The organism is Streptomyces hokutonensis, from assembly GCF_000376565.1.
Classification (GTDB): Bacteria; Actinomycetota; Actinomycetes; order Streptomycetales; family Streptomycetaceae; genus Streptomyces; species Streptomyces hokutonensis.
Genome location: NZ_BARG01000061.1, coordinates 89,254 through 107,526 on the forward strand (window position 1 = coordinate 89,254; position 18,273 = coordinate 107,526).

Genomic DNA, 18,273 nt, shown 5'->3' on the forward strand with positions numbered 1-18,273 from the left:
CGGCAGCGGCGAGCCGGGCCCGCCGCAACAACCTGGCGGACGCCACCCGGCGGGACCGTAGCCCTGCTGTCGACGCCGGCCGATCAACTCACCTGATCCCGCAGCGCGTTCAGCTGGTCCAGGAACCACTGGGCCGGCGGCAGTGCCGTTGCCGCGACGGCCAGCCTCTTTGTTCGTTCGGCTCGTTCCTCGTCCGGCATGGTGAGTGCCTCGTGGAGGGCGTTGGCCGTGCCGATGACGTCGTAGGGGTTGACGGTGATCGCGTCCTTGCCCAGTTCCTGGAAGGCGCCTGCCTCGCGGGAGAGGACGAGCGCGCAGCCCTCGTCGGAGACGACCGGGACCTCCTTGGCGACGAGGTTCATGCCGTCGCGGATGGGGTTGACGAGGGCCACGTCGGCGAGGCGGTACGCGGCCAGTGAGCGGGCGAAGTCGTCCTTGACGTGGAGGACGACCGGGGTCCAACCGGGCGTGCCGTAAAGGGAGTTGATCTCGTCGGCGACCCGTTGCACCTCCGCCGTGTAGTCCCGGTACACGGCGAGGTCCTGCCGGGACGGGTAGGCGAAGGCGACGTGCACGACCCGTTCCCGCCACTCGGGGTGGTCGTCGAGGAGTTGGCGGTACGCCAGCAGGCCGCGCACGATGTTCTTCGATAGTTCGGTGCGGTCCACCCGGACGATGGTCTTGCGGCCCTCGCCGATCTCCTCGCGCAGCGCGGCCATCCGTTCCTCGACGTCCGCCTGGTGCGAGCGCGCGTGGAGGAACTCGGCGTCGGCGCCGAGGCTGTGCACGCCGATCAGCGTCCGGCGGGCGATCCGCACCCGGCGGGTGGTCTCGTCCTTCTCAAAGTGCTCGATGGCCCGCGGGGCGCCCGACGGCCAGGTGGAGAGCCAGCGGTCAGGGTCGACCCCGCCCGCGCAGTTCTGGAAAGCCGTCGCCCACCGCCAGGTCAAAAACGCCACCCGGTCCGCCCCGAGCATGCCCTCCATCAGCCGCACCTGGATGTCGTCCGGCAGCATCGCGAAGTACTCCACCGGCGCCCACGGAGTGTGCGAGAAGTGCCCGATCCGCAGGTCGGGGCGGAGTTCGCGGAGCATCCCGGGGACCAGGCACAGGTGGTAGTCCTGCACCAGCACCGCCGCGCCCTCGGCCGCCTCCTGGGCCAGCGCCTCGGCGAACGCCCGGTTGTACGTCTCGTACGACGCCCACTGGCGCCGGAACTCCGCGTCGAAGACCGGCTCCAGCGGGGTCTGGTACAGCATGTGGTGGACGAACCACAGCACGGAGTTGGCGATGCCGTTGTACGCGTCGGCGTGCACGTCGGCCGGGATGGCGAGCATGCGCACGCCGTCCTCGCCGACGCCCCGCCGCACCGCCTCCCGGTCGCCGTCGGACAGCGCCGAGCACACCCACAGCGCCCCCGCGTCCGGCCCGATCGCCGAAAGCCCGGACACCAGCCCGCCGCCCCCGCGCCGGGCGTGCAGCGAACCGTCGTCGCCCACCTCGTACGAGACCGGGCCGCGATTGGACGCGACGAGCACCTGAGCAGCACCGGGAGAGGGCGTGGAAGCCGTAGAAGCCGTGGAAGCCATACGGCACAACCTAGCCCGGCCCGGAAACGCTCAAACGTACGGACGCCCGACGGCGGACCGTCCGGGTCCGTATACGGACCCGGGCCCCGGGCCACCGTGCCGCAGGCTTACGCCACCTTGCGCGACTGGTACTCGGTGATGTCGGCCATCGGCGGCCGTTCCTCCGTGTCCACGGAGTACGTGCGCGGCTCAAAACCGTCCGGACCCCGCTCGAACTGCGTGAGCGACGGCCGGATGAGATGCCCGCGGGCCAGCCTCAGCTGGGCCGTGCGGTAGATCTGCGCGGCCATCCGCCCCAGCGCCTGCCCGTCCTGGTGCCGGTGCTTGCGCACGCCCACGTCGACCTGCGCGAGGGCGTCCAGCCCCACCAGGTGCAGCGCGTCGACGAGCATGCCCAGCTCGACGCCGTAGCCGACGGGGAACGGGAGCTGCTCGAGCAGCGAGCGCCGGGCCGCGTACTCGCCGCCCAACGGCTGGACGAATCCGGCCAGTTGAGGCCAGTGCATGTTCAGCAGCGGGCGGGCCATCAGCTCGGTGACCCGTCCGCCCTGGCCGGCGGCGCCGCCGAGCGGGCGGTCGTACATCGCCTTGACGAGGTCGACGCCGGGGTCGGTGAGCAGCGGGCCCACGATCCCGGTGACGAAGTCGGAGGAGAACTCCTTCAGGTCCGCGTCGATGAAGCAGACGATGTCGCCGCCGGTCACCAGCAGCGAGCGCCACAGCACCTCGCCCTTGCCGGGCACGGCGGGGATGCGGGGCAGGATGTCGTCGCGGTGCACGACCCGGGCGCCCGCCGCAGCGGCCACCTCGGAGGTGCGGTCGGTGGACCCGGAGTCGACGACGACGATCTCGTCGACGAGCGGGACCTGCTGCATGAGGTCGTGACGGATGATCGCGACGATGTCACCGACCGTCGCTTCCTCGTTGAGCGCGGGCAGCACGACGGAGACCGACTGGCCCGTACGGTGCTTCGCGGCAAGAATCTTGTGGAGCGGCCGATCGGTCAGGGACCAGGAGCGGGTGCTCAGCCAGTGCTCGACTTCCTTCAGCACGTTGCGCGGCTCCTCTGCGTTCTCTCGGCGAGGGCTGGTCACAGACAGTGAGTAAGTGATCCATCTCGCGGTTCGGACGGCTCACTCAACTGTCCTGGCCTTCGGTTACAGTCTTGAACAACGCTGATGACCATCGCATGTCGGGGGCCGTCGGCGGGACAATCGCATACACAACTGAACACCGCTCATCCAGAGGGGCAGAGGGATACGGCCCGTTGAAGCCCCGGCAACCCTCCAGCCGGTCTTGTCGCATGTCGTCCATGTGCCGAGGCTCCCGGCTCGGGAAGGTGCCAAATCCGTCTCACGGCGAAACGCGTCGTGAGGAAGATGAGGAAAGGGCCTCGCCTCCATGGCTGCGCAGACTGTTGCAAGCACCACGAACCCCGCGAAGACGGACACGACCGCCGCGGAACCGAACTCCACGAACACCGTCGATCTCGGCCCCGCCGCCGCGCTGTCCTGCCGCGAGTGCGGCCACCGCGTCCCGCTCGGCCCGGTCTTCGCCTGCGAGGAGTGTTTCGGCCCGCTGGAGATCGCCTACGACTTCTCGGCCTACGACACCGAAGAGCTCCGCAAGCAGATCGAAGCGGGTCCCGCGAACATCTGGCGTTACGCGCCCCTCCTGCCCGTCCCCGCCGACGTGGCGACCAAGCCGAACATCAACCCCGGCTGGACCAAGCTCGTCCAGGCCGACAACCTCGCCCGCGAACTGGGCGTCGACGCGGGCAAGCTGTTCGTCAAGGACGACTCCGGCAACCCGACGCACTCCTTCAAGGACCGGGTCGTGGCCCAGGCCATCGAGGCCGCCCGCGCCTTCGACTTCACCACCCTCTCCTGCTCCTCCACCGGCAACCTCGCCGGCGCCGTGGGTGCCGCCGCCGCCCGGGCCGGCTTCCGCTCCTGCGTGTTCATCCCGCACGACCTCGAAGAGGGCAAGGTCGTCATGGCCGCCATCTACGGCGGCGAGCTCGTCGGCATCGAGGGCAACTACGACGACGTGAACCGCTTCTGCTCCGAGCTGATCGGCGACCCGGCCGGCGAGGGCTGGGGCTTCGTCAACGTCAACCTGCGGCCTTACTACGCGGAGGGCTCCAAGACCCTGGCGTACGAGATCTGCGAGCAGCTCGGCTGGAAGCTTCCCGACCAGCTGGTCGTCCCGATCGCCTCCGGCTCGCAGCTCACGAAGATCGACAAGGGGCTCCAGGAGCTGATCAAGCTCGGGCTCGTCGAGGACAAGCCGTACAAGATCTTCGGCGCCCAGGCGGAGGGCTGCTCGCCGGTGTCCGTGGCCTACAAGGCCGGGCACGACGTCGTACGGCCGCAGAAGCCGAACACCATCGCGAAGTCCCTCGCCATCGGCAACCCGGCCGACGGGCCGTACGTCCTCGACATCGCGCGGCGTACGGGCGGTGCGGTGGAGGACGTCAACGACGAGCAGGTCGTCGACGCGATCAAGCTGCTGGCCCGCACGGAGGGGATCTTCGCGGAGACTGCCGGCGGGGTGACCGTCGGTGTGGCGAAGAAGCTGATCGAGAACGGGCTGCTGGATCCGACGCTGACCACGGTGGTGCTGAACACCGGGGACGGTCTGAAGACGCTGGACGCGGTTGCTGGTACTGGGCTGACCGCGACCATCCGCCCGAGCCTTGAGTCGTTCAGGGAAGCTGGGCTCGCGTCCTAGTTTCGTTGTTTTTCGTCTGCGGGTCCGGTGGGGGCTGGTCGCGCAGTTCCCCGCGCCCCTAAAGGCCCCCACCTGACCGGAGGTTGAAAGTCATGAGCGTGACCGTTCGCATCCCCACCATCCTGCGCACCTACACCGGAGGCAAGGCAGAGGTCGCCGCCGAAGGTGCCACCCTCGCCGAGGTCATCAGCGACCTGGAGAAGAACCACACCGGGATCTCCGCCCGTGTTCTCGACGACCAGGGGAAGCTGCGCCGTTTCGTCAACGTGTACGTCAACGACGACGACGTGCGGTTCGAGCAGGGGCTGGAGACGGCCACTCCGGACGGGGCCGGCGTCTCGATCATTCCGGCCGTCGCGGGCGGCTGATCGTTACCCTAGGTAACGTCGATTACCAAGAGTTCATCGAATTGCCCCCTCCGTGAGAGAAGCGGAGGGGGCAATTCTCTATGGTTGAGCGGGGTACAGTTGGGGAACGCGCTCCACTCCGCATGCCGAACGCATATGAGTACCGGCTCCGCGTGCGATGAGAAGTAGCCAAAGTGTGCAGGTCTTTTGCGCCTTATGTGCCCTTTATCCGGCCCGACTTGCCCTGAAGTCGGACGAATTCTCCGTAAATTCCCGACCGGTCCTGCCCGGAATTCTCGTCGGATTGACCTGTTGCAGACGGCAGTTGGACGGATACATTCGGCCGCGGTCGACGCGTTCCGGCGCACGCCCCCAATCCTGTGGGGGGTGAGGTCTGACCCGGATCCGCGAAGTGCGGATCCGTGCAAGGGCCAGTAATAGGGGAGTTAGGCATGGCTCAGGGCACCGTCAAATGGTTCAACGCGGAGAAGGGGTACGGCTTCATCGCGGTCGACGGTGGTGCGGATGTTTTCGTCCACTACAGCGCGATTCAGATGGACGGCTACCGCACCCTGGAAGAGGGTCAGCGGGTCGATTTCGAGATCTCGCAGGGTCAGAAGGGGCCGCAGGCGGACATGGTCCGGCTCGCGACCGGCTGAAGCACGCGCCGACGAACAGCAGCGACGTTCTTCGTTCTTCACCGAAGGGCTCGTACTCCTGGGGGTCACCTCCTGGGGTACGGGCCCTTCGGCATGCCCGGAGCCGGGGTGCGGTCGGGGCCCGTGCCAGGGGGTCAGTACCTGGTAGCCGCTTGCACTCGACCATGCCGAGTGCTAATCATTGGCGTTAGCACTCTGAAGGTGAGAGTGATAACGAAGGACCGGGTCGGTGAGGCCCGCAGGCCAGGTGGTGCAAGGAACCACGGGGCAGGCAGGCCGTCCGTCGCGGGCGCCAGCGCGGTCCGGAGCAATCCACCCCAGTCCGGGAGGACCACTTCACATGGCCAAGATCATCGCGTTCGACGAGGAGGCACGGCGCGGTCTCGAGCGCGGGATGAACCAGCTCGCCGACGCCGTCAAGGTCACCCTTGGCCCCAAGGGCCGCAACGTCGTCCTCGAGAAGAAGTGGGGCGCCCCCACGATCACCAACGATGGTGTTTCCATCGCCAAGGAGATCGAGCTCGAGGACCCGTACGAGAAGATCGGCGCCGAGCTGGTCAAGGAAGTCGCCAAGAAGACGGACGACGTCGCCGGTGACGGTACGACCACCGCGACCGTCCTCGCCCAGGCCCTCGTCAAGGAGGGTCTGCGCAACGTAGCCGCCGGCGCCAACCCGATGGCCCTCAAGCGCGGTATCGAGAAGGCCGTCGAGGCCGTCTCCGGTGCCCTGCTGGAGCAGGCCAAGGACGTGGAGACCAAGGAGCAGATCGCTTCTACGGCCTCCATCTCCGCCGCCGACACCCAGATCGGCGAGCTCATCGCCGAGGCGATGGACAAGGTCGGCAAGGAAGGCGTCATCACCGTCGAGGAGTCGCAGACCTTCGGGCTCGAGCTCGAGCTCACCGAGGGCATGCGCTTCGACAAGGGCTACATCTCGGCGTACTTCGCCACCGACATGGAGCGTATGGAGGCCGTCCTCGACGACCCGTACATCCTGATCGCCAACTCGAAGATCGCCAACGTCAAGGACCTGCTCCCGCTCCTGGAGAAGGTCATGCAGTCGGGCAAGCCGCTGCTGATCATCGCCGAGGACGTCGAGGGCGAGGCCCTGTCCACGCTGGTCGTCAACAAGATCCGCGGCACCTTCAAGTCCGTCGCCGTCAAGGCTCCGGGCTTCGGCGACCGCCGCAAGGCCATGCTCGGCGACATCGCCATCCTCACGGGCGGCGAGGTCATCTCCGAGGAGGTCGGCCTCAAGCTGGAGAACGCGACCGTGGACCTCCTCGGCCGCGCCCGCAAGGTCGTCATCACCAAGGACGAGACCACCATCGTCGACGGCTCCGGCTCCGCCGACCAGGTCGCCGGCCGGGTCAACCAGATCCGCGCCGAGATCGAGAACAGCGACTCGGACTACGACCGCGAGAAGCTCCAGGAGCGCCTGGCGAAGCTCGCCGGTGGCGTCGCCGTCATCAAGGCGGGCGCGGCCACCGAGGTCGAGCTCAAGGAGCGCAAGCACCGCATCGAGGACGCCGTTCGCAACGCGAAGGCGGCCGTCGAGGAGGGCATCGTCGCCGGTGGCGGCGTCGCGCTCATCCAGGCGGGCCACGTCTTCGAGAAGCTCGAGCTCGAAGGTGACGAGGCCACCGGTGCCGCGATCGTGAAGCTGGCCCTCGAGGCCCCGCTGAAGCAGATCGCCGTCAACGCCGGCCTCGAGGGCGGCGTCGTGGTGGAGAAGGTCCGCAACCTCACCCCGGGTCACGGCCTCAACGCCGCGACCGGTGAGTACGTCGACCTGGTCAAGGAAGGCATCATCGACCCGGCGAAGGTCACGCGCTCTGCCCTGCAGAACGCCGCCTCCATCGCCGCGCTCTTCCTCACCACCGAGGCCGTCATCGCCGACAAGCCGGAGAAGGCGTCCGCGCCGGCCGGCGGCGGCATGCCGGGCGGTGACATGGACTTCTGATCGACCCCTTCCGGTTGATCAACGGTCTTACCGAGGGCGGTACTCCCTGCTTCTGGCGGGGGGTACCGCCCTCGGGCGTGTGCGGGATCACAGGGTCTCGCGCGAGGTGGGTGGAATGACGGGCTTGGCCCGGGGGTTGTTGTTGACGCATGATCGATGCATACGCACATACCGCCTGGTACCCGGTTTCATGAGGAGCCCCCACACGTGTCTACGACCGCCCCCGCCTCCCGAGCGGCCGAAGTCCTCGCCCGTCCGATCACCCTCAACGGCCTGACCGTCCCGAACCGGATCGTCATGGCCCCGATGACCCGGCAGTTCTCGCCGGGCGGCATCCCCGGTGAGGACGTGGTCGGGTACTACTCCCGCCGGGCCGCCGCGGGCGTCGGCCTCATCGTCACCGAGGGCACGTACGTCGGCCACGACTCGGCCGGGCAGAGCGACCGCGTGCCGCGCTTCCACGGCGCGGAGCAGCTCGCGGGCTGGGCGAAGGTCGCCGAGGGCGTGCACGCGGCGGGCGGCACGATCGTGCCGCAGCTGTGGCACATCGGCATGGTCCGCGAGCAGGGCCAGCCGCCCTACGCCGACGCCCCCGCGGTCGGCCCGTCCGGGCTGCGCATCGGCAGCGACGAGGTCACCGGTAGGGCCATGACGCAGCGGGACCTGGACGACGTCATCGGCGCCTTCGCCGAGGCCGCGGCCGCCGCCGAGCGCATCGGCTTCGACGGCGTCGAACTCCACGGCGCGCACGGCTATCTCCTCGACCAGTTCCTGTACGCGGGCACCAACCGCCGTACGGACGCCTACGGCGGTGACGCGGTCGCCCGTACCAAGTTCGCGGCGGAGATCGTGGCGGCCGTACGGGAGACGGTCTCGCCGGAGTTCCCGATCATCTTCCGCTTCTCGCAGTGGAAGCAGGATGTCTACGGGGCGCGGCTCGCGGAGACCCCGGAGGAGCTGGAGGCGATCCTGACGCCGATCGCCGCGGCCGGTGTCGACGTCTTCCACGCGTCCACGCGCCGTTACTGGCTTCCCGAGTTCGAGGAGACCGGGTCCGATCTCAACCTCGCGGGCTGGACGAAGAAGCTCACCGGCAAGCAGACCATCACGGTCGGCTCGGTCGGTCTCGACGGGGACTTCCTCAAGGGCTTCCGTGGCGAGGGCGCCCCGCTCAAGGGCATCGACGACCTCCTCGACAGCCTGGAGCGCGACGAGTTCGACATGGTCGCGGTGGGGCGGGCGCTGCTTCAGGATCCGGAGTGGGCGGCGAAGGTGCTTGCGGGGCGGGTGGAGGAGCTGGCGCCTTATGACGCGGCGGCGCTGAAGTCTCTGAGCTGAGCTTGTGTTGTGCGGCCGGGGGGCGCCGGGGGTTTTCGCCCCCGCCGCCCCTACCCGTCCCGTCCCTGGGGGCTGCCGCCCCCAGACCCCCGCTTCGGCCTGAACGGCCTCGTCCTCAAACGCCGGACGGGCTGGGTTTGGTGGCCGCTCAGCCTGCTACGTGACCGAAGAAACCGAGGGCGAGGGCGTACGGCGTCAGCGGCAGGAGCATGGGGCGGAGGGCGCGTCCCCTCTGGTCCCCGCTGACGGTGTAGGCGAGGGCGCTGGAGAAGCTGCCGCTCATGAACGCGGTCGGGGTGAACCCGAAGACGTCCCCCCAGCCGTCGATCACGACCGAGGCGCCCGCGTGGCCGGCGACGGCGAGCAGGGCGCAGACCAGGTAGAGCCGGTCCTGCAGCGGACGCCAGACCGCGCCGCCTCCGCGCCCGTGTCCGGTGAACCGGGCGATGCCCGCGTACAGCAGCGCCGGTAGCCCGACGGCCACCAGCAGTACGGCCCACATGGCGCCGGTGTCCGGGTCTCTCGGGAACCCCACGATGTCTTCTCCGCCCTGCGTGCGTACGGTGATCGTATGACTTCCGTCAGCCGGGTGGCCACGGTCGCCGATCTTGATGCCATCGTCGCCACTTTCACCAGTGCCTTTCTCCATGACCCGGTCTGGGGGCCCGCGTTCCCGGACGAGCGGCGGCGGGCCGAGCAGGCGGCCGTGATGTGGCGGGTCTATGCCGGGTCCGCGCTGCGGTATCCCTGGACGCTGGTCACGCCTGAGGTGGAAGCCGCGGCGATCTTTATCCCGCCCGGCGGGGTCGAGTTGACCGAGGAGGAGGCCGGTGGGCTGGAGGGGCGGCTCGCCGCGGTGACGGATGAGGCAACTGCTCGGGCGATCACCGTCGTTGGGGAGCAGTTCGAGGCGGTTCATCCTGCCCAGCCGTTCTTCTACCTCACCATCCTGGGCACGCATGCCGACCATCGGGGCAAGGGGCTGGGCATGGGGCTGGTGGCCGACGGGCTTGCCCGGATCGACGCGCTCGGTGAGCTCGGTGCGCCCGTGTATCTGGAGTCGACCAACCCGGCCAACAACCGGCGGTACGAGAGCGTCGGGTTCGAGGTTCGGGACGAGATCGTCACCGCAGGTGGCCAGGTCGTTACGACCATGTGGCGGCCGGCCACTCGTTGAGCCGTGGCTCTTGGTGGGGGCCCCAACTCGGGCTAGCGTGCCGGAACATGAAGATTCTCCACCTGTCCGACACCCACCTGGAGCGCACGGACGCCCCCAATCGGAACGGTGTCAACGCGACCGACTCGCTGCGGCTGATGCTCGCCGAACTGCGCCACCAGCGCGGGGTGGACGCGATCGTCGTCACCGGGGACCTCGCCAACGACGGGGCGGTGGAGGCGTATTCGGCCGTACGGGAGCTGGTGGGCGGGTTCGCGCGGCGGATGGGCGGGGTGCCGGTCTTCTACACGACCGGGAACCACGACGAACGCGAGGCGTTCGGGAAGGTGTTGGGGAGCGGGCACCTGGCCGCCGACGGTACGGACCGGGTCGTGTCCGCCGTGTTTCCCGTCGAGTTCGCGTGCGCGGCCGTGAGTGACGTGGGCGGGTATCGGTTCATCACGCTCGACTCGCTGGTGCCCGGGAAGGTGTACGGGCGACTGAGCGGGGCCCAACTCGACTGGCTGAAGGAGGAGTTGAGCACGCCGTTCGGGAACGGGACGATCCTCGCCTTCCACCATCCGCCGATCGCCCTCGACGTACCGACCCAACAGGCCTTCGGGCTGCGGAATCCCGGGGACCTGGCGGACGCGATCCGGGGGAGTGACGTACGGGTCGTCCTCACCGGGCACTTCCACCTCCAGCTCTTCGGCTTCCTGGAGGCGACCCCGGTGTGGGTCACGCCGGGTGTCGTCAACCGGATCGACCTGACGACCGCGTACGGCACCGAGCGGGCGGTGCGCGGGGCCTCGGCCTCGCGGGTCGAACTGGGCGGTGACACCGGGCCGATGTTCCACACCCTCCACGCGCGCGATCCACGGGCGCACGAGACGGTGTACCAACTGGACGCGGAACAGACCCGGTTGGTCGTGGAACGTGAACGGGAGCGCGGCTAGCGGGACTTGAACCAGGCCACCGAGACGATCACTGCCGCGCCGATCGCGGCGGCGGCGAACTCGTAGGCCGCGTGGTACGCCAGGTCGGAGCGTTCGGTGACGGCCCAGTCCCGGCCGGCGTAGATCGGTATGCCCGTCACCTGTTCCTCGTCGTACTCGAAGGCCAACCCCGCTATCCTTCCCCGCCCTTGGTCGCCGTCGGGCAGGCGCCAGGTGCCCTTGCAGCGGTCGTTCGACTCGCAGTGGACGTATCCCTCGGTGATCGTCCGGTCGCCGTCGACGAAGCGGTGGACGTTCCTCGCGGCGAACCACAGCGGCAGCGCGAGGGCGCACAGGCACGCGACGAACACCACCCGCTGCCACCAGTTCAACCCCTTGAATATGCTCAAAGGTTCCCCAGCGGCTCGATGTCGACGTGCACCGGCGTGCCCCACACCCGCAGCACCTCGTAGTCCGTGAACTCGTGCACCAGCCGGTACGCCATCGCGGCGCGCGAACCGCGGCGCTGGGCCGCGAGATACAGCTCGGCCTCGTGGCGGTCGCGGCGCGGGGTGCCGCACAGCTGCCAGGCCTGGCCGTTCCACAGCTCGGGCAGCCAGCGCTGCTGCGCCTGCGGGCGGTCCTCGCGCACGCCGTAGCGCGACGGTGTGGTGTCGGCCGGCCTGCGCACGTCGGGGCCGTTGATCTCGGAGCGGCGGGCGGCGCGGCGCCGGGTCTCGCAGAGCAGGCACAGGTCGGGGGCGTCGGCGTCGACCGGGCCGTTGGGGTGTTCCGGGCAGCGGGTGGTCGGCGCGCCACCGCTGACGGTGTCGTCCAGCAGGTCCAGGGCGCGCCTGAGATCCGCCTTGACCTCGTGCAGCCGGGCGTCGGGGGTGTCGGACGTCAGCGCCTCACCGTGCTCGCCGAGGAGGCGGAGGGCGCGGCCTAGGGCGGTCTGCTGGGCGTGGTTCATGGTCCTGCCGACGATAGTCGGCTTTGCCGCGGGCCGGTGGCGGGGCGGACCCCGCCGTTCCTCCGCTCAGACGGCCGGGTGTGCTTCGCGTGTACGGAGGCGGTGGGCGAGGCGGCCGAGCAGGACGGCGTTGACCAGCCCGCACAGGGCGCAGCCGGCGGCGAAGAGCGGCGGGCTCAGCCAGGAGAGATCGGGGAGTTCGGCCGGTATCGACACCGCGAGCGGCACGAAGCTGAGCGGCGCGGTCGTGATGAGCGGCCAGACCCCGGCGAACCCCGGGTCCGGCAGGACGTACGCGGCGTCGAGGAAGAACACCACCGAGGCGGTGACCGCGGCGAGGTAGACCCGCGCGGGCCAGTTGTCGACGGCGGGCGCGAGCAGGGTGCGGAGGCGGGCGGCAGGCGACGCAGGGCGTGCTGTGGAGGGTGCTGTGGATTTCCTTGTCGCCAGGGCGCCGATCACGGCCGCGTTCACCAGCGCGCTCAGCGCGACCCACACCGTCCAGGAGCCGACGGCCAGCCCCTGTGCCGTCCCGCCGCCTTCGGTGCCGGGACCGAAGGGGAGGACGATGCCCAGCAGGGAGAGGGGCGCGGTGAGCACCAAGGGGGCCGTGGCGACGGGACTCTCCGGGGAGAGGAACATCACCACGACGGAGGCGCCTACGACGCCCAGGTAGGCCCGGGCCGGCCAGTTGTCCGTGGCGAGTGCGAGGAGCCGGCGCGGGCGGGAGGGCTGCGGCATCGAGGCGTCCTTCGGGTCGGTCCGGGTTGGTGTCACCACGGTGGACCGAGGGGCGCGCCCCGGCATGAGTACGGGTACCCACGGGGGAGGGGCGGAAGGACTCAGTTCGTCAGGCTGTCGACGAACACGGACCATGCGTCGGCCCGGAACACGAGTTTCGGGCCGAGGGGGTTCTTGGAGTCGCGGACGGGGACGACGGTGGGGTTGCCGTCGGCTACTTCGAGGCAGTTGTCGCCCCCGCCGCCGCTGTGCGTTGACTTGCGCCAGCGGGCGACTTCCAGGCAGTCGTTGCCGCCCCCGCCGCTGTAGCTCGACTTGTGCCAGGTGGCCGTGCTCAGGTCGTAGTCAGGGAAGTTCCTCATGGGCGTAATCCTGCGCCAACGTCTCGATCAGTGCCAAGGACTTCTCCGGCGAGAGCGCGGAAGCCGCGAGGAGTTCGAAGGCCAGCCTCAGTTGGGTGACGGTGGCCGGGTCGTCCTCTAGCCGTCCGGTGCCAACCCCCTCGAAGTAGACGAGCGGAGGGGCGTCCGCGAAGTCCATGAGCTTCAGTGGGCCTTCCATCGCCGTGTGTGCTCCGGCGCTGAAGGGCAGTACCTGGGCGATCACCCGGCCCCGGCGGCTCAATTCCGCGATGTGGCGGAGGACCTCCGCCATGACCGCCCGACCACCGGTCTCCCGGCGCAGCGCTGCTTCGTCGAGCACAGCCCACAACAGCGGCTTTGTTGGGTGGTCGAGCAGGCGGGTCCGTGCGATCCGGCCGTCCACCCACTCGTCGATCGTCTCCTCGGGAGCAGTTGGGTCGTGAGCGCGGTTCACGGCTCGTGCGTATGCCGGTGTCTGGAGCAGCCCGGGGATCAGCATCGGAGCGTACGCACGGATCGCCGTGGCCCGCGCCTCGGCCTCGGCCGCTTCGGCGAAGTGCTCCGGATACCTCGACTTCGCCGCCGCCCCACAATTCCGCGTGAAGAAGTCCCCCGTCCCCAGCTCGACGTCCAGCATCCGCGCGTACTCCGGCAACATCCGCCGCGTGCCCGCCTCCAACTGCCCGATGAACGAACCGCTCACGAACAGCCGTTGCCCCAACTCCTCCTGGCTGAGGCCCGCCTTCTCGCGGGCGTGGCGGAGTTCGGCGCCGAGCAGGGCGCGTGGTGACGACGACGGGTCGAGGTCCTTCTGTCCTGCCACAGCAACTCCCTGCCCTGACACCCGAGTTTGTTGGGACTTCGCGTATGGCCAGGTTAGACACGTAGAGGACACGCTGTGTTGCGAACAGCGAACTCTGCGTGGAGGTGAAGGAATGCTGCGGTCGACGGAAGAAGTCGTCGCCCTGCTGCGGGACGCGCTCACCGGTGTGGGTGTCGCCCTGCCGTCCCTGGGTGTGGACCCGGTGACCGGTGCGGGCGAGGAACCGTTCGCGTTGGTGACGCTGGGGCGTTGCAACGTACGTACCGCCGAGAAGCTGGCGTCCGTGCTGCGCGGTGAACGGCCGCCGGTCGGGGCGCACGCCGTGGACGTACGGGACGGGCGGATCGGCGAGGTGATGGGGCACGTGGGCGGGAACGTGCAGTTGCGGCCGGTCTGCGGCGGCCGGGAGTGGGACTGCCCGCCGGAGTCGACGGGGCCCGCGGCACAGGAGGAGGTGCTGCGGGCCCGGGTACGGGAGCGGAACCGGGAGGCTCGGCTGCCTTAGCCTCCGGACGGCACCGGCTGAGCGGTGAGGGCGTCCAGGACGACGCGGTCGGCGAGCGGTTGCCGCAACTCCACCTTCACGTCCTGTTCGATGATCTGGGCGGTGCAGGCGCCGCTTCGCGCTCCCGTGACCGAGGCGTACAGCACGACGCTCTCGTCCGTCTCCAGCACGTTGACGACGGGGCCGTCGTCGCAGGCTCCGTGAGTCGCCCGCACGGTGAGGGAACGGCCGTCCGCCGCCGTTCCGGCCAACTCGGCGACACTCCAGAGGCCGTCGGTGGATCCTCGCGGAGCCCGTACGGTCGGCGGCTCGGGAAGCTTCGACGGGGTGACGGCGACCTGCTTGAGCGGCGAGTCGTAGCCGTCGAGAGAGAACAGCCAGGCCGGAACGGTCGCCGTTCCCCGGCTCGTGGCGATCGTCGTCTCGCCGAGCTTCACCCCCGTCACGGTGAGCCTGGGGCCCTTACTGCTGTAGTGGCCGAACGACTGATACGCCCTGTTCGGATCCACCACCGGACGGTTCAGGGTGCTTCCGCTCCTCCACTCCACCGTCCCCTGCGTGACCGCGGTGGTCGGCAGCCTGCCGCTCCGGACGATGGTCCCGCTCTCGAAGGCCCGCTTGTCCGCGTCGCTGTGCCAGCCCGATTCCGGCGGCTGCGTCGTGTCGCCCAACGGGTAGTAGCCCCGGCTCCAGGCAACGGCGACCGCTGATCCGTGCCAGGCGTCGGCCACTTCACGAGCGCGCTTCTCCTGTGACTTGCTGTCCGTACGCGCGTCGCCCGCGCTCTGCTCATCACCGCAACCGGCAAGGAGACAGGCTCCCAGGAGCGGCACGAGCACCAGTCCGGCCAGGCGGTTCACTTGCGTGTTCATGGAGTCCCCTTGGGCGTCGCCGACGACGGATTCCGGGCTGAGAGGATGCCCGGGAGGCTTCTCGCCTCCGGCCACCAGCGCCAGTCCGCACCTACGACGCGGGAGGGGGACTCCACGTTCACTCAGGACCGCTCGGGGAGTCGACCCCGCCGGTTACTGCTGGTGCCAGCGGTCGTACTGGTCGGAGGGGTCGCAGGGGGTCGTCTGGATGAGGGTGCCGTTTCCGACGCTGGGCGTGGAGAGGCAGTAGCCGCTCGACACGTTCTGCCAGACGTCGTACCAGCCGGAGGGCGGTCCGAGCGGGTTGTCGGCGAAGTAGACGCGCCACTGCTGGTTGGTCGCCGCCGCGTTGCAGAACGCCATGGTGACCGTGCCCGTCCCCGAGGCGGGCGCGGTGATGCAGCGTCCCGTGTTCTGGTTGGTGAAGGTGAACAGGCCGGTCTGGGTGTTGAACCCTTCGAGCCACCTCTGTTCGGCGCCGCCGGTGCAGGACCACATCTGGAGCTTCGCGGCGTTCTCGGTGGCGTTGTCGAGACAGTGGCTGGAGTTCCAGACGTTGATCGGGGTGAAGCCCGCGGCCTGTGCGGGCGAGCCGCCGGCCCAGGCCAGGGCCAGGATCGCCAGCACCGCGGTGACGAGCGCGAACACTCTGCGTCGTTCGGGCATGCCTCTTCCTCCGTTCCCCCGTGCGGGGCAGCTTCGGTTTCCGTGCGTGTGCTGGGCAGCCTGGTGGGCCGAGGTGCGGGTGTCGTGCGCTGTTCCGCTCAGCGGACCGGGGCGAGGATGTTGCCGTTCACCCGGCTTCGCGCCGTACGCCGCTCAGCCCGACGAAGTACGTCGCCACGAACCCCACCGCGTACCCCGTCAGCAACCCGCCCCCGTAGATCGCCATCGTCGTCCCCAGCCCCCTGTTCCCCGCCAGCAGCGGGAACAGCGCCCAGCCCGACGGGCCGATCGCCGTCGCGCCCACCTTGTCGCCGAGGGTCGCGAAGAAGCCGACGAACGCGCCGCCCGCCGCGCCGCCCGCGCAGGCGGTCAGGAACGGGCGGCCCAACGGCAGTGAGACGCCGTAGACGAGCGGCTCGCCGATGCCCAACAACCCGGCCGGGAGGGCCGACTTGATGGTCGTACGGAGTGAAGTGTCGTGGCGGAGACGGAAGTAGACCGCGACCGCCGCGCCCACCTGGCCCGCGCCCGCCATCGCCAGGATGGGCAACAGGACGGTGTAGCCCTGCTGTTCGATGAGGGTGGTGTGGATGGGGATCAGGGCCTGGTGGAGGCCCAGCATCACCAGCGGGAGGAAGAGGCCGCCCAGGATCAGGCCCGCGAAGGGGCCCGTGGTCGTCAGGAGCCAGTTCGCCGCCGTGCCGATCGCCGTGGAGATCTCGCCGGCCGCGTACATGAGGCCGTAGAGCGTCGCCAGGCCCGAGACCAGGACCGTGAGGGTGGGGGTGACCAGGACGTCGAGGGTCGCGGGGACCCAGGTGCGGCACCACTTCTCGACGTACGTGCCGAGCAGCGCCGCCGCGAGTGCGCCCAGCACTCCGCCCTGGCCGGGGGAGAGGGCGACCCCGAACGCCGTCACCTTCGCCACCCCGGGGTATACGACCACTGCCGCCACCGCCCCGCCCAGCACCGGTGTTCCGCCGAACTCCTTCGCCGTGTTGTAGCCGACGAAGACCGCGATGAGGGCGAGGAACGCGGAGGCGACGGCGGCCAGGGCCGGGGTCAGGCCCGGGAGCCACCTCATGTTGATCAGGAGGCCGTTGAGGCCCGCCAGGACCCCGCAGCCGATCAGGGCGGGGATGAGGGGGACGAAGATGTTCGCGATCCGGCGGAGGAGGAGTTTGGCGGGGGTCGCGTTGCGGGCCCGCTGCTCGGCCTTCAACTCCGCGCCTCGGGCGGCCAGTTCGCCGCCGCCATCCGCCAACTTCTCAAACTCCGGGGTCACTCGGGCCACCACCCCCGGCCCCAGCACGATCTGGTACGTGTCGTCGTCCACGGTCCCGAGCACGGCGGGCAGTGCCCGCAGCGCCTCCTCGTCCACCAGTGACCGGTCGGCCAGGCCGAGCCGTAGCCGGGTCATGCAGTGGGCCACGGAGGTGACGTTCGCGGGGCCGCCGACCAGGGGGAGGAGCGCGGCGGCGATGTCGTACGGAGTGTCGGTATCCACCCCCTGAGCGTGCTCGTCAGCCGCCCGCGGCGGTCAGTGCCGCGCGCAACCGGCCCCCGGACTCCTCCAGAAGGCGGGCGGCCGTCGAGCCGTCGACCCCGGCGAGGACCACGAGGATCGCGTTCTTCACCTCGCCGTCGGTCGCCGCGAGGGCCCGCTCGATCTCCGCGTCGTCGGCGCCGGTCGCGAGCGCGACGATCCGGCGGGAACGGGCGCGCAGCTTCTCGTTCGAGGCGCGGACGTCGACCATGAGGTTCCCGTACGTCTTGCCCAGCCGGATCATCGTGATCGTGGACAGCATGTTGAGGACCAGCTTCTGGGCCGTGCCCGCTTTCAACCTCGTTGATCCGGTGAGGAGTTCGGGTCCTACGACGACCTCGATGCCGTGCTCGGCGGCTGCGGCCAGCGCGCTGTGCTCGTTGCAGGACAGGCCGATCGTCAGCGCGCCTTCGCTCCGCGCGTGTTCTACGGCTGCGATCGCGTACGGGGTGCGTCCGGAGGCGGAGATGCCGACCACCGTGTCGTCGGCCGTCAGCGCGAGCGCGTCGAGGTCGGCCTCGGCCAGTTCGCGGGAGTCCTCGGCGCCTTCGATGGACGTGACCAGGGCCTCCGGGCCGCCGGCGATCAGCCCGACCACTTCGGAGGGGGCCGTGTTGAAGGTCGGGGGACACTCGGACGCGTCCAGCACGCCCAGCCGTCCGGCGGTGCCGGCGCCCATGTAGATGAGCCGGCCTCCTCTCTCCATGCGTTGCGCCACGGCGTCGATCGCGGCGGAGATCTCGGGGAGGCGCTGAGCCACCGCGGCGGCGACGGTGGCGTCCTCGGCATTCATGAGGCGGGCGATGTCGAGGGTGGGGAGTTGATCGATCCCGGCGAGTTCCGGCCGGAAGGCTTCGGTGGTGAGTGACTCCAACTCGGCGCGGAGGTCACGGGGGTTGGACGTGGAGGACATGGAGGAGCGGCTCTTTCTGTTGTTCTTTGTCTGCGGGGCGGCTGTGGCTGGTCGCGCAGTTCCCCGCGCCCCTTTGGTCGGACTTCTCGCCGCACGCTTGAAAGCGCCGGTGGTGTCGTTTTAGGGGCGCGGGGAACTGCGCGACCAGCCCC

General features: G+C 69.6%; 20 protein-coding genes and 1 riboswitch. Of the genes, 8 read left to right on the top strand and 12 right to left on the bottom strand.

Annotation, left to right across the window (positions count from 1 at the left end):
* Nucleotides 1-83 precede the first annotated feature (83 nt).
* Nucleotides 84-1,589: an alpha,alpha-trehalose-phosphate synthase (UDP-forming) gene (locus SSP08S_RS35905; RefSeq protein WP_051106043.1), complete on the bottom strand. Its 1,506-nt coding sequence runs from the start codon at nt 1,587-1,589 to the stop codon at nt 84-86.
* 107 nt (nt 1,590-1,696) lie between these two features.
* Nucleotides 1,697-2,641, bottom strand: coding sequence for a glucosyl-3-phosphoglycerate synthase (locus SSP08S_RS35910; RefSeq protein WP_019072477.1), 945 nt, complete (start codon nt 2,639-2,641; stop codon nt 1,697-1,699).
* 182 nt (nt 2,642-2,823) lie between these two features.
* Nucleotides 2,824-2,975, top strand: a riboswitch (SAM riboswitch).
* 15 nt (nt 2,976-2,990) lie between these two features.
* On the opposite strand from SSP08S_RS35910, the gene thrC reads away from it, so the two are divergent.
* The 5 genes from thrC to SSP08S_RS35935 all read left to right on the top strand — a co-directional run bounded on the left by thrC (nt 2,991) and on the right by SSP08S_RS35935 (nt 8,629).
* A complete protein-coding gene (thrC, locus tag SSP08S_RS35915; RefSeq protein WP_019072478.1) occupies nt 2,991-4,322 on the top strand; it encodes a threonine synthase in 1,332 nt (443 codons plus the stop codon).
* 92 nt (nt 4,323-4,414) lie between these two features.
* A complete protein-coding gene (locus SSP08S_RS35920; protein WP_019072479.1) occupies nt 4,415-4,690 on the top strand; it encodes a MoaD/ThiS family protein in 276 nt (91 codons plus the stop codon).
* A 431-nt stretch (nt 4,691-5,121) separates the two neighbouring features.
* Complete coding sequence (locus SSP08S_RS35925; RefSeq protein ID WP_007493268.1) at nt 5,122-5,328, top strand: cold-shock protein; 207 nt, start codon at nt 5,122-5,124, stop codon at nt 5,326-5,328.
* A gap of 340 nt (nt 5,329-5,668) precedes the next feature.
* Nucleotides 5,669-7,291, top strand: a complete 1,623-nt coding sequence (groL, locus tag SSP08S_RS35930) for a chaperonin GroEL (RefSeq protein WP_019072480.1) — start codon at nt 5,669-5,671, stop codon at nt 7,289-7,291.
* A 207-nt stretch (nt 7,292-7,498) separates the two neighbouring features.
* Complete coding sequence (locus tag SSP08S_RS35935) at nt 7,499-8,629, top strand: NADH:flavin oxidoreductase (RefSeq protein WP_019072481.1); 1,131 nt, start codon at nt 7,499-7,501, stop codon at nt 8,627-8,629.
* A 148-nt stretch (nt 8,630-8,777) separates the two neighbouring features.
* Here SSP08S_RS35935 and SSP08S_RS35940 read toward each other — a convergent pair whose 3' ends face one another.
* Nucleotides 8,778-9,164: a hypothetical protein gene (locus tag SSP08S_RS35940; RefSeq protein ID WP_019072482.1), complete on the bottom strand. Its 387-nt coding sequence runs from the start codon at nt 9,162-9,164 to the stop codon at nt 8,778-8,780.
* Between the two features lie 36 nt (nt 9,165-9,200).
* Between SSP08S_RS35940 and SSP08S_RS35945 the strand changes: the two genes are divergently transcribed.
* Together SSP08S_RS35945 and SSP08S_RS35950 are read left to right on the top strand one after the other, a co-directional pair.
* Nucleotides 9,201-9,806 carry a GNAT family N-acetyltransferase gene (locus tag SSP08S_RS35945; protein WP_019072483.1) on the top strand — a complete coding sequence of 202 codons (606 nt, stop codon included), beginning with the start codon at nt 9,201-9,203 and terminating at the stop codon, nt 9,804-9,806.
* 47 nt (nt 9,807-9,853) lie between these two features.
* Nucleotides 9,854-10,741 carry a metallophosphoesterase gene (locus tag SSP08S_RS35950; protein WP_019072484.1) on the top strand — a complete coding sequence of 296 codons (888 nt, stop codon included), beginning with the start codon at nt 9,854-9,856 and terminating at the stop codon, nt 10,739-10,741.
* Here SSP08S_RS35950 and SSP08S_RS56540 read toward each other — a convergent pair.
* From SSP08S_RS56540 to SSP08S_RS35975, 5 genes are all read right to left on the bottom strand, one after another.
* Nucleotides 10,738-11,130 (bottom strand): hypothetical protein, encoded by a 393-nt coding sequence (locus SSP08S_RS56540; protein ID WP_063739201.1) that lies wholly within the window; start codon nt 11,128-11,130, stop codon nt 10,738-10,740. The two genes, SSP08S_RS35950 and SSP08S_RS56540, sit on opposite strands and share 4 nt — an antisense overlap.
* Nucleotides 11,127-11,693: a hypothetical protein gene (locus SSP08S_RS35960; RefSeq protein WP_019072486.1), complete on the bottom strand. Its 567-nt coding sequence runs from the start codon at nt 11,691-11,693 to the stop codon at nt 11,127-11,129. Before SSP08S_RS35960 ends, SSP08S_RS56540 begins: the two co-directional genes overlap by 4 nt.
* Before the next feature lie 66 nt (nt 11,694-11,759).
* A complete protein-coding gene (locus SSP08S_RS35965) occupies nt 11,760-12,434 on the bottom strand; it encodes an SCO4225 family membrane protein (protein ID WP_019072487.1) in 675 nt (224 codons plus the stop codon).
* A gap of 101 nt (nt 12,435-12,535) precedes the next feature.
* Nucleotides 12,536-12,796, bottom strand: a complete 261-nt coding sequence (locus tag SSP08S_RS35970) for a DUF397 domain-containing protein (protein WP_019072488.1) — start codon at nt 12,794-12,796, stop codon at nt 12,536-12,538.
* The gene (locus SSP08S_RS35975; protein WP_019072489.1) at nt 12,780-13,619 is read right to left on the bottom strand and encodes a helix-turn-helix domain-containing protein; all 840 of its coding nucleotides are present in this window, start codon (nt 13,617-13,619) and stop codon (nt 12,780-12,782) included. Before SSP08S_RS35975 ends, SSP08S_RS35970 begins: the two co-directional genes overlap by 17 nt.
* 112 nt (nt 13,620-13,731) lie before the next feature.
* Between SSP08S_RS35975 and SSP08S_RS35980 the strand changes: the two genes are divergently transcribed.
* Nucleotides 13,732-14,124, top strand: coding sequence for a hypothetical protein (locus SSP08S_RS35980; RefSeq protein WP_019072490.1), 393 nt, complete (start codon nt 13,732-13,734; stop codon nt 14,122-14,124).
* Here the strand turns inward: SSP08S_RS35980 and SSP08S_RS35985 are convergent.
* From SSP08S_RS35985 to murQ, 4 genes are all read right to left on the bottom strand, one after another.
* A complete protein-coding gene (locus tag SSP08S_RS35985; RefSeq protein ID WP_051106044.1) occupies nt 14,121-14,996 on the bottom strand; it encodes a hypothetical protein in 876 nt (291 codons plus the stop codon). The two genes, SSP08S_RS35980 and SSP08S_RS35985, sit on opposite strands and share 4 nt — an antisense overlap.
* Before the next feature lie 153 nt (nt 14,997-15,149).
* The gene (locus SSP08S_RS35990; RefSeq protein WP_019072492.1) at nt 15,150-15,662 is read right to left on the bottom strand and encodes an RICIN domain-containing protein; all 513 of its coding nucleotides are present in this window, start codon (nt 15,660-15,662) and stop codon (nt 15,150-15,152) included.
* Between the two features lie 127 nt (nt 15,663-15,789).
* Nucleotides 15,790-17,169, bottom strand: coding sequence for a PTS transporter subunit EIIC (locus tag SSP08S_RS35995; RefSeq protein ID WP_019072493.1), 1,380 nt, complete (start codon nt 17,167-17,169; stop codon nt 15,790-15,792).
* Between the two features lie 16 nt (nt 17,170-17,185).
* Entirely contained in the window at nt 17,186-18,121 is a 936-nt protein-coding gene (gene murQ, locus SSP08S_RS36000) for an N-acetylmuramic acid 6-phosphate etherase (protein WP_019072494.1), read from the bottom strand.
* Nucleotides 18,122-18,273: the final 152 nt, after the last annotated feature.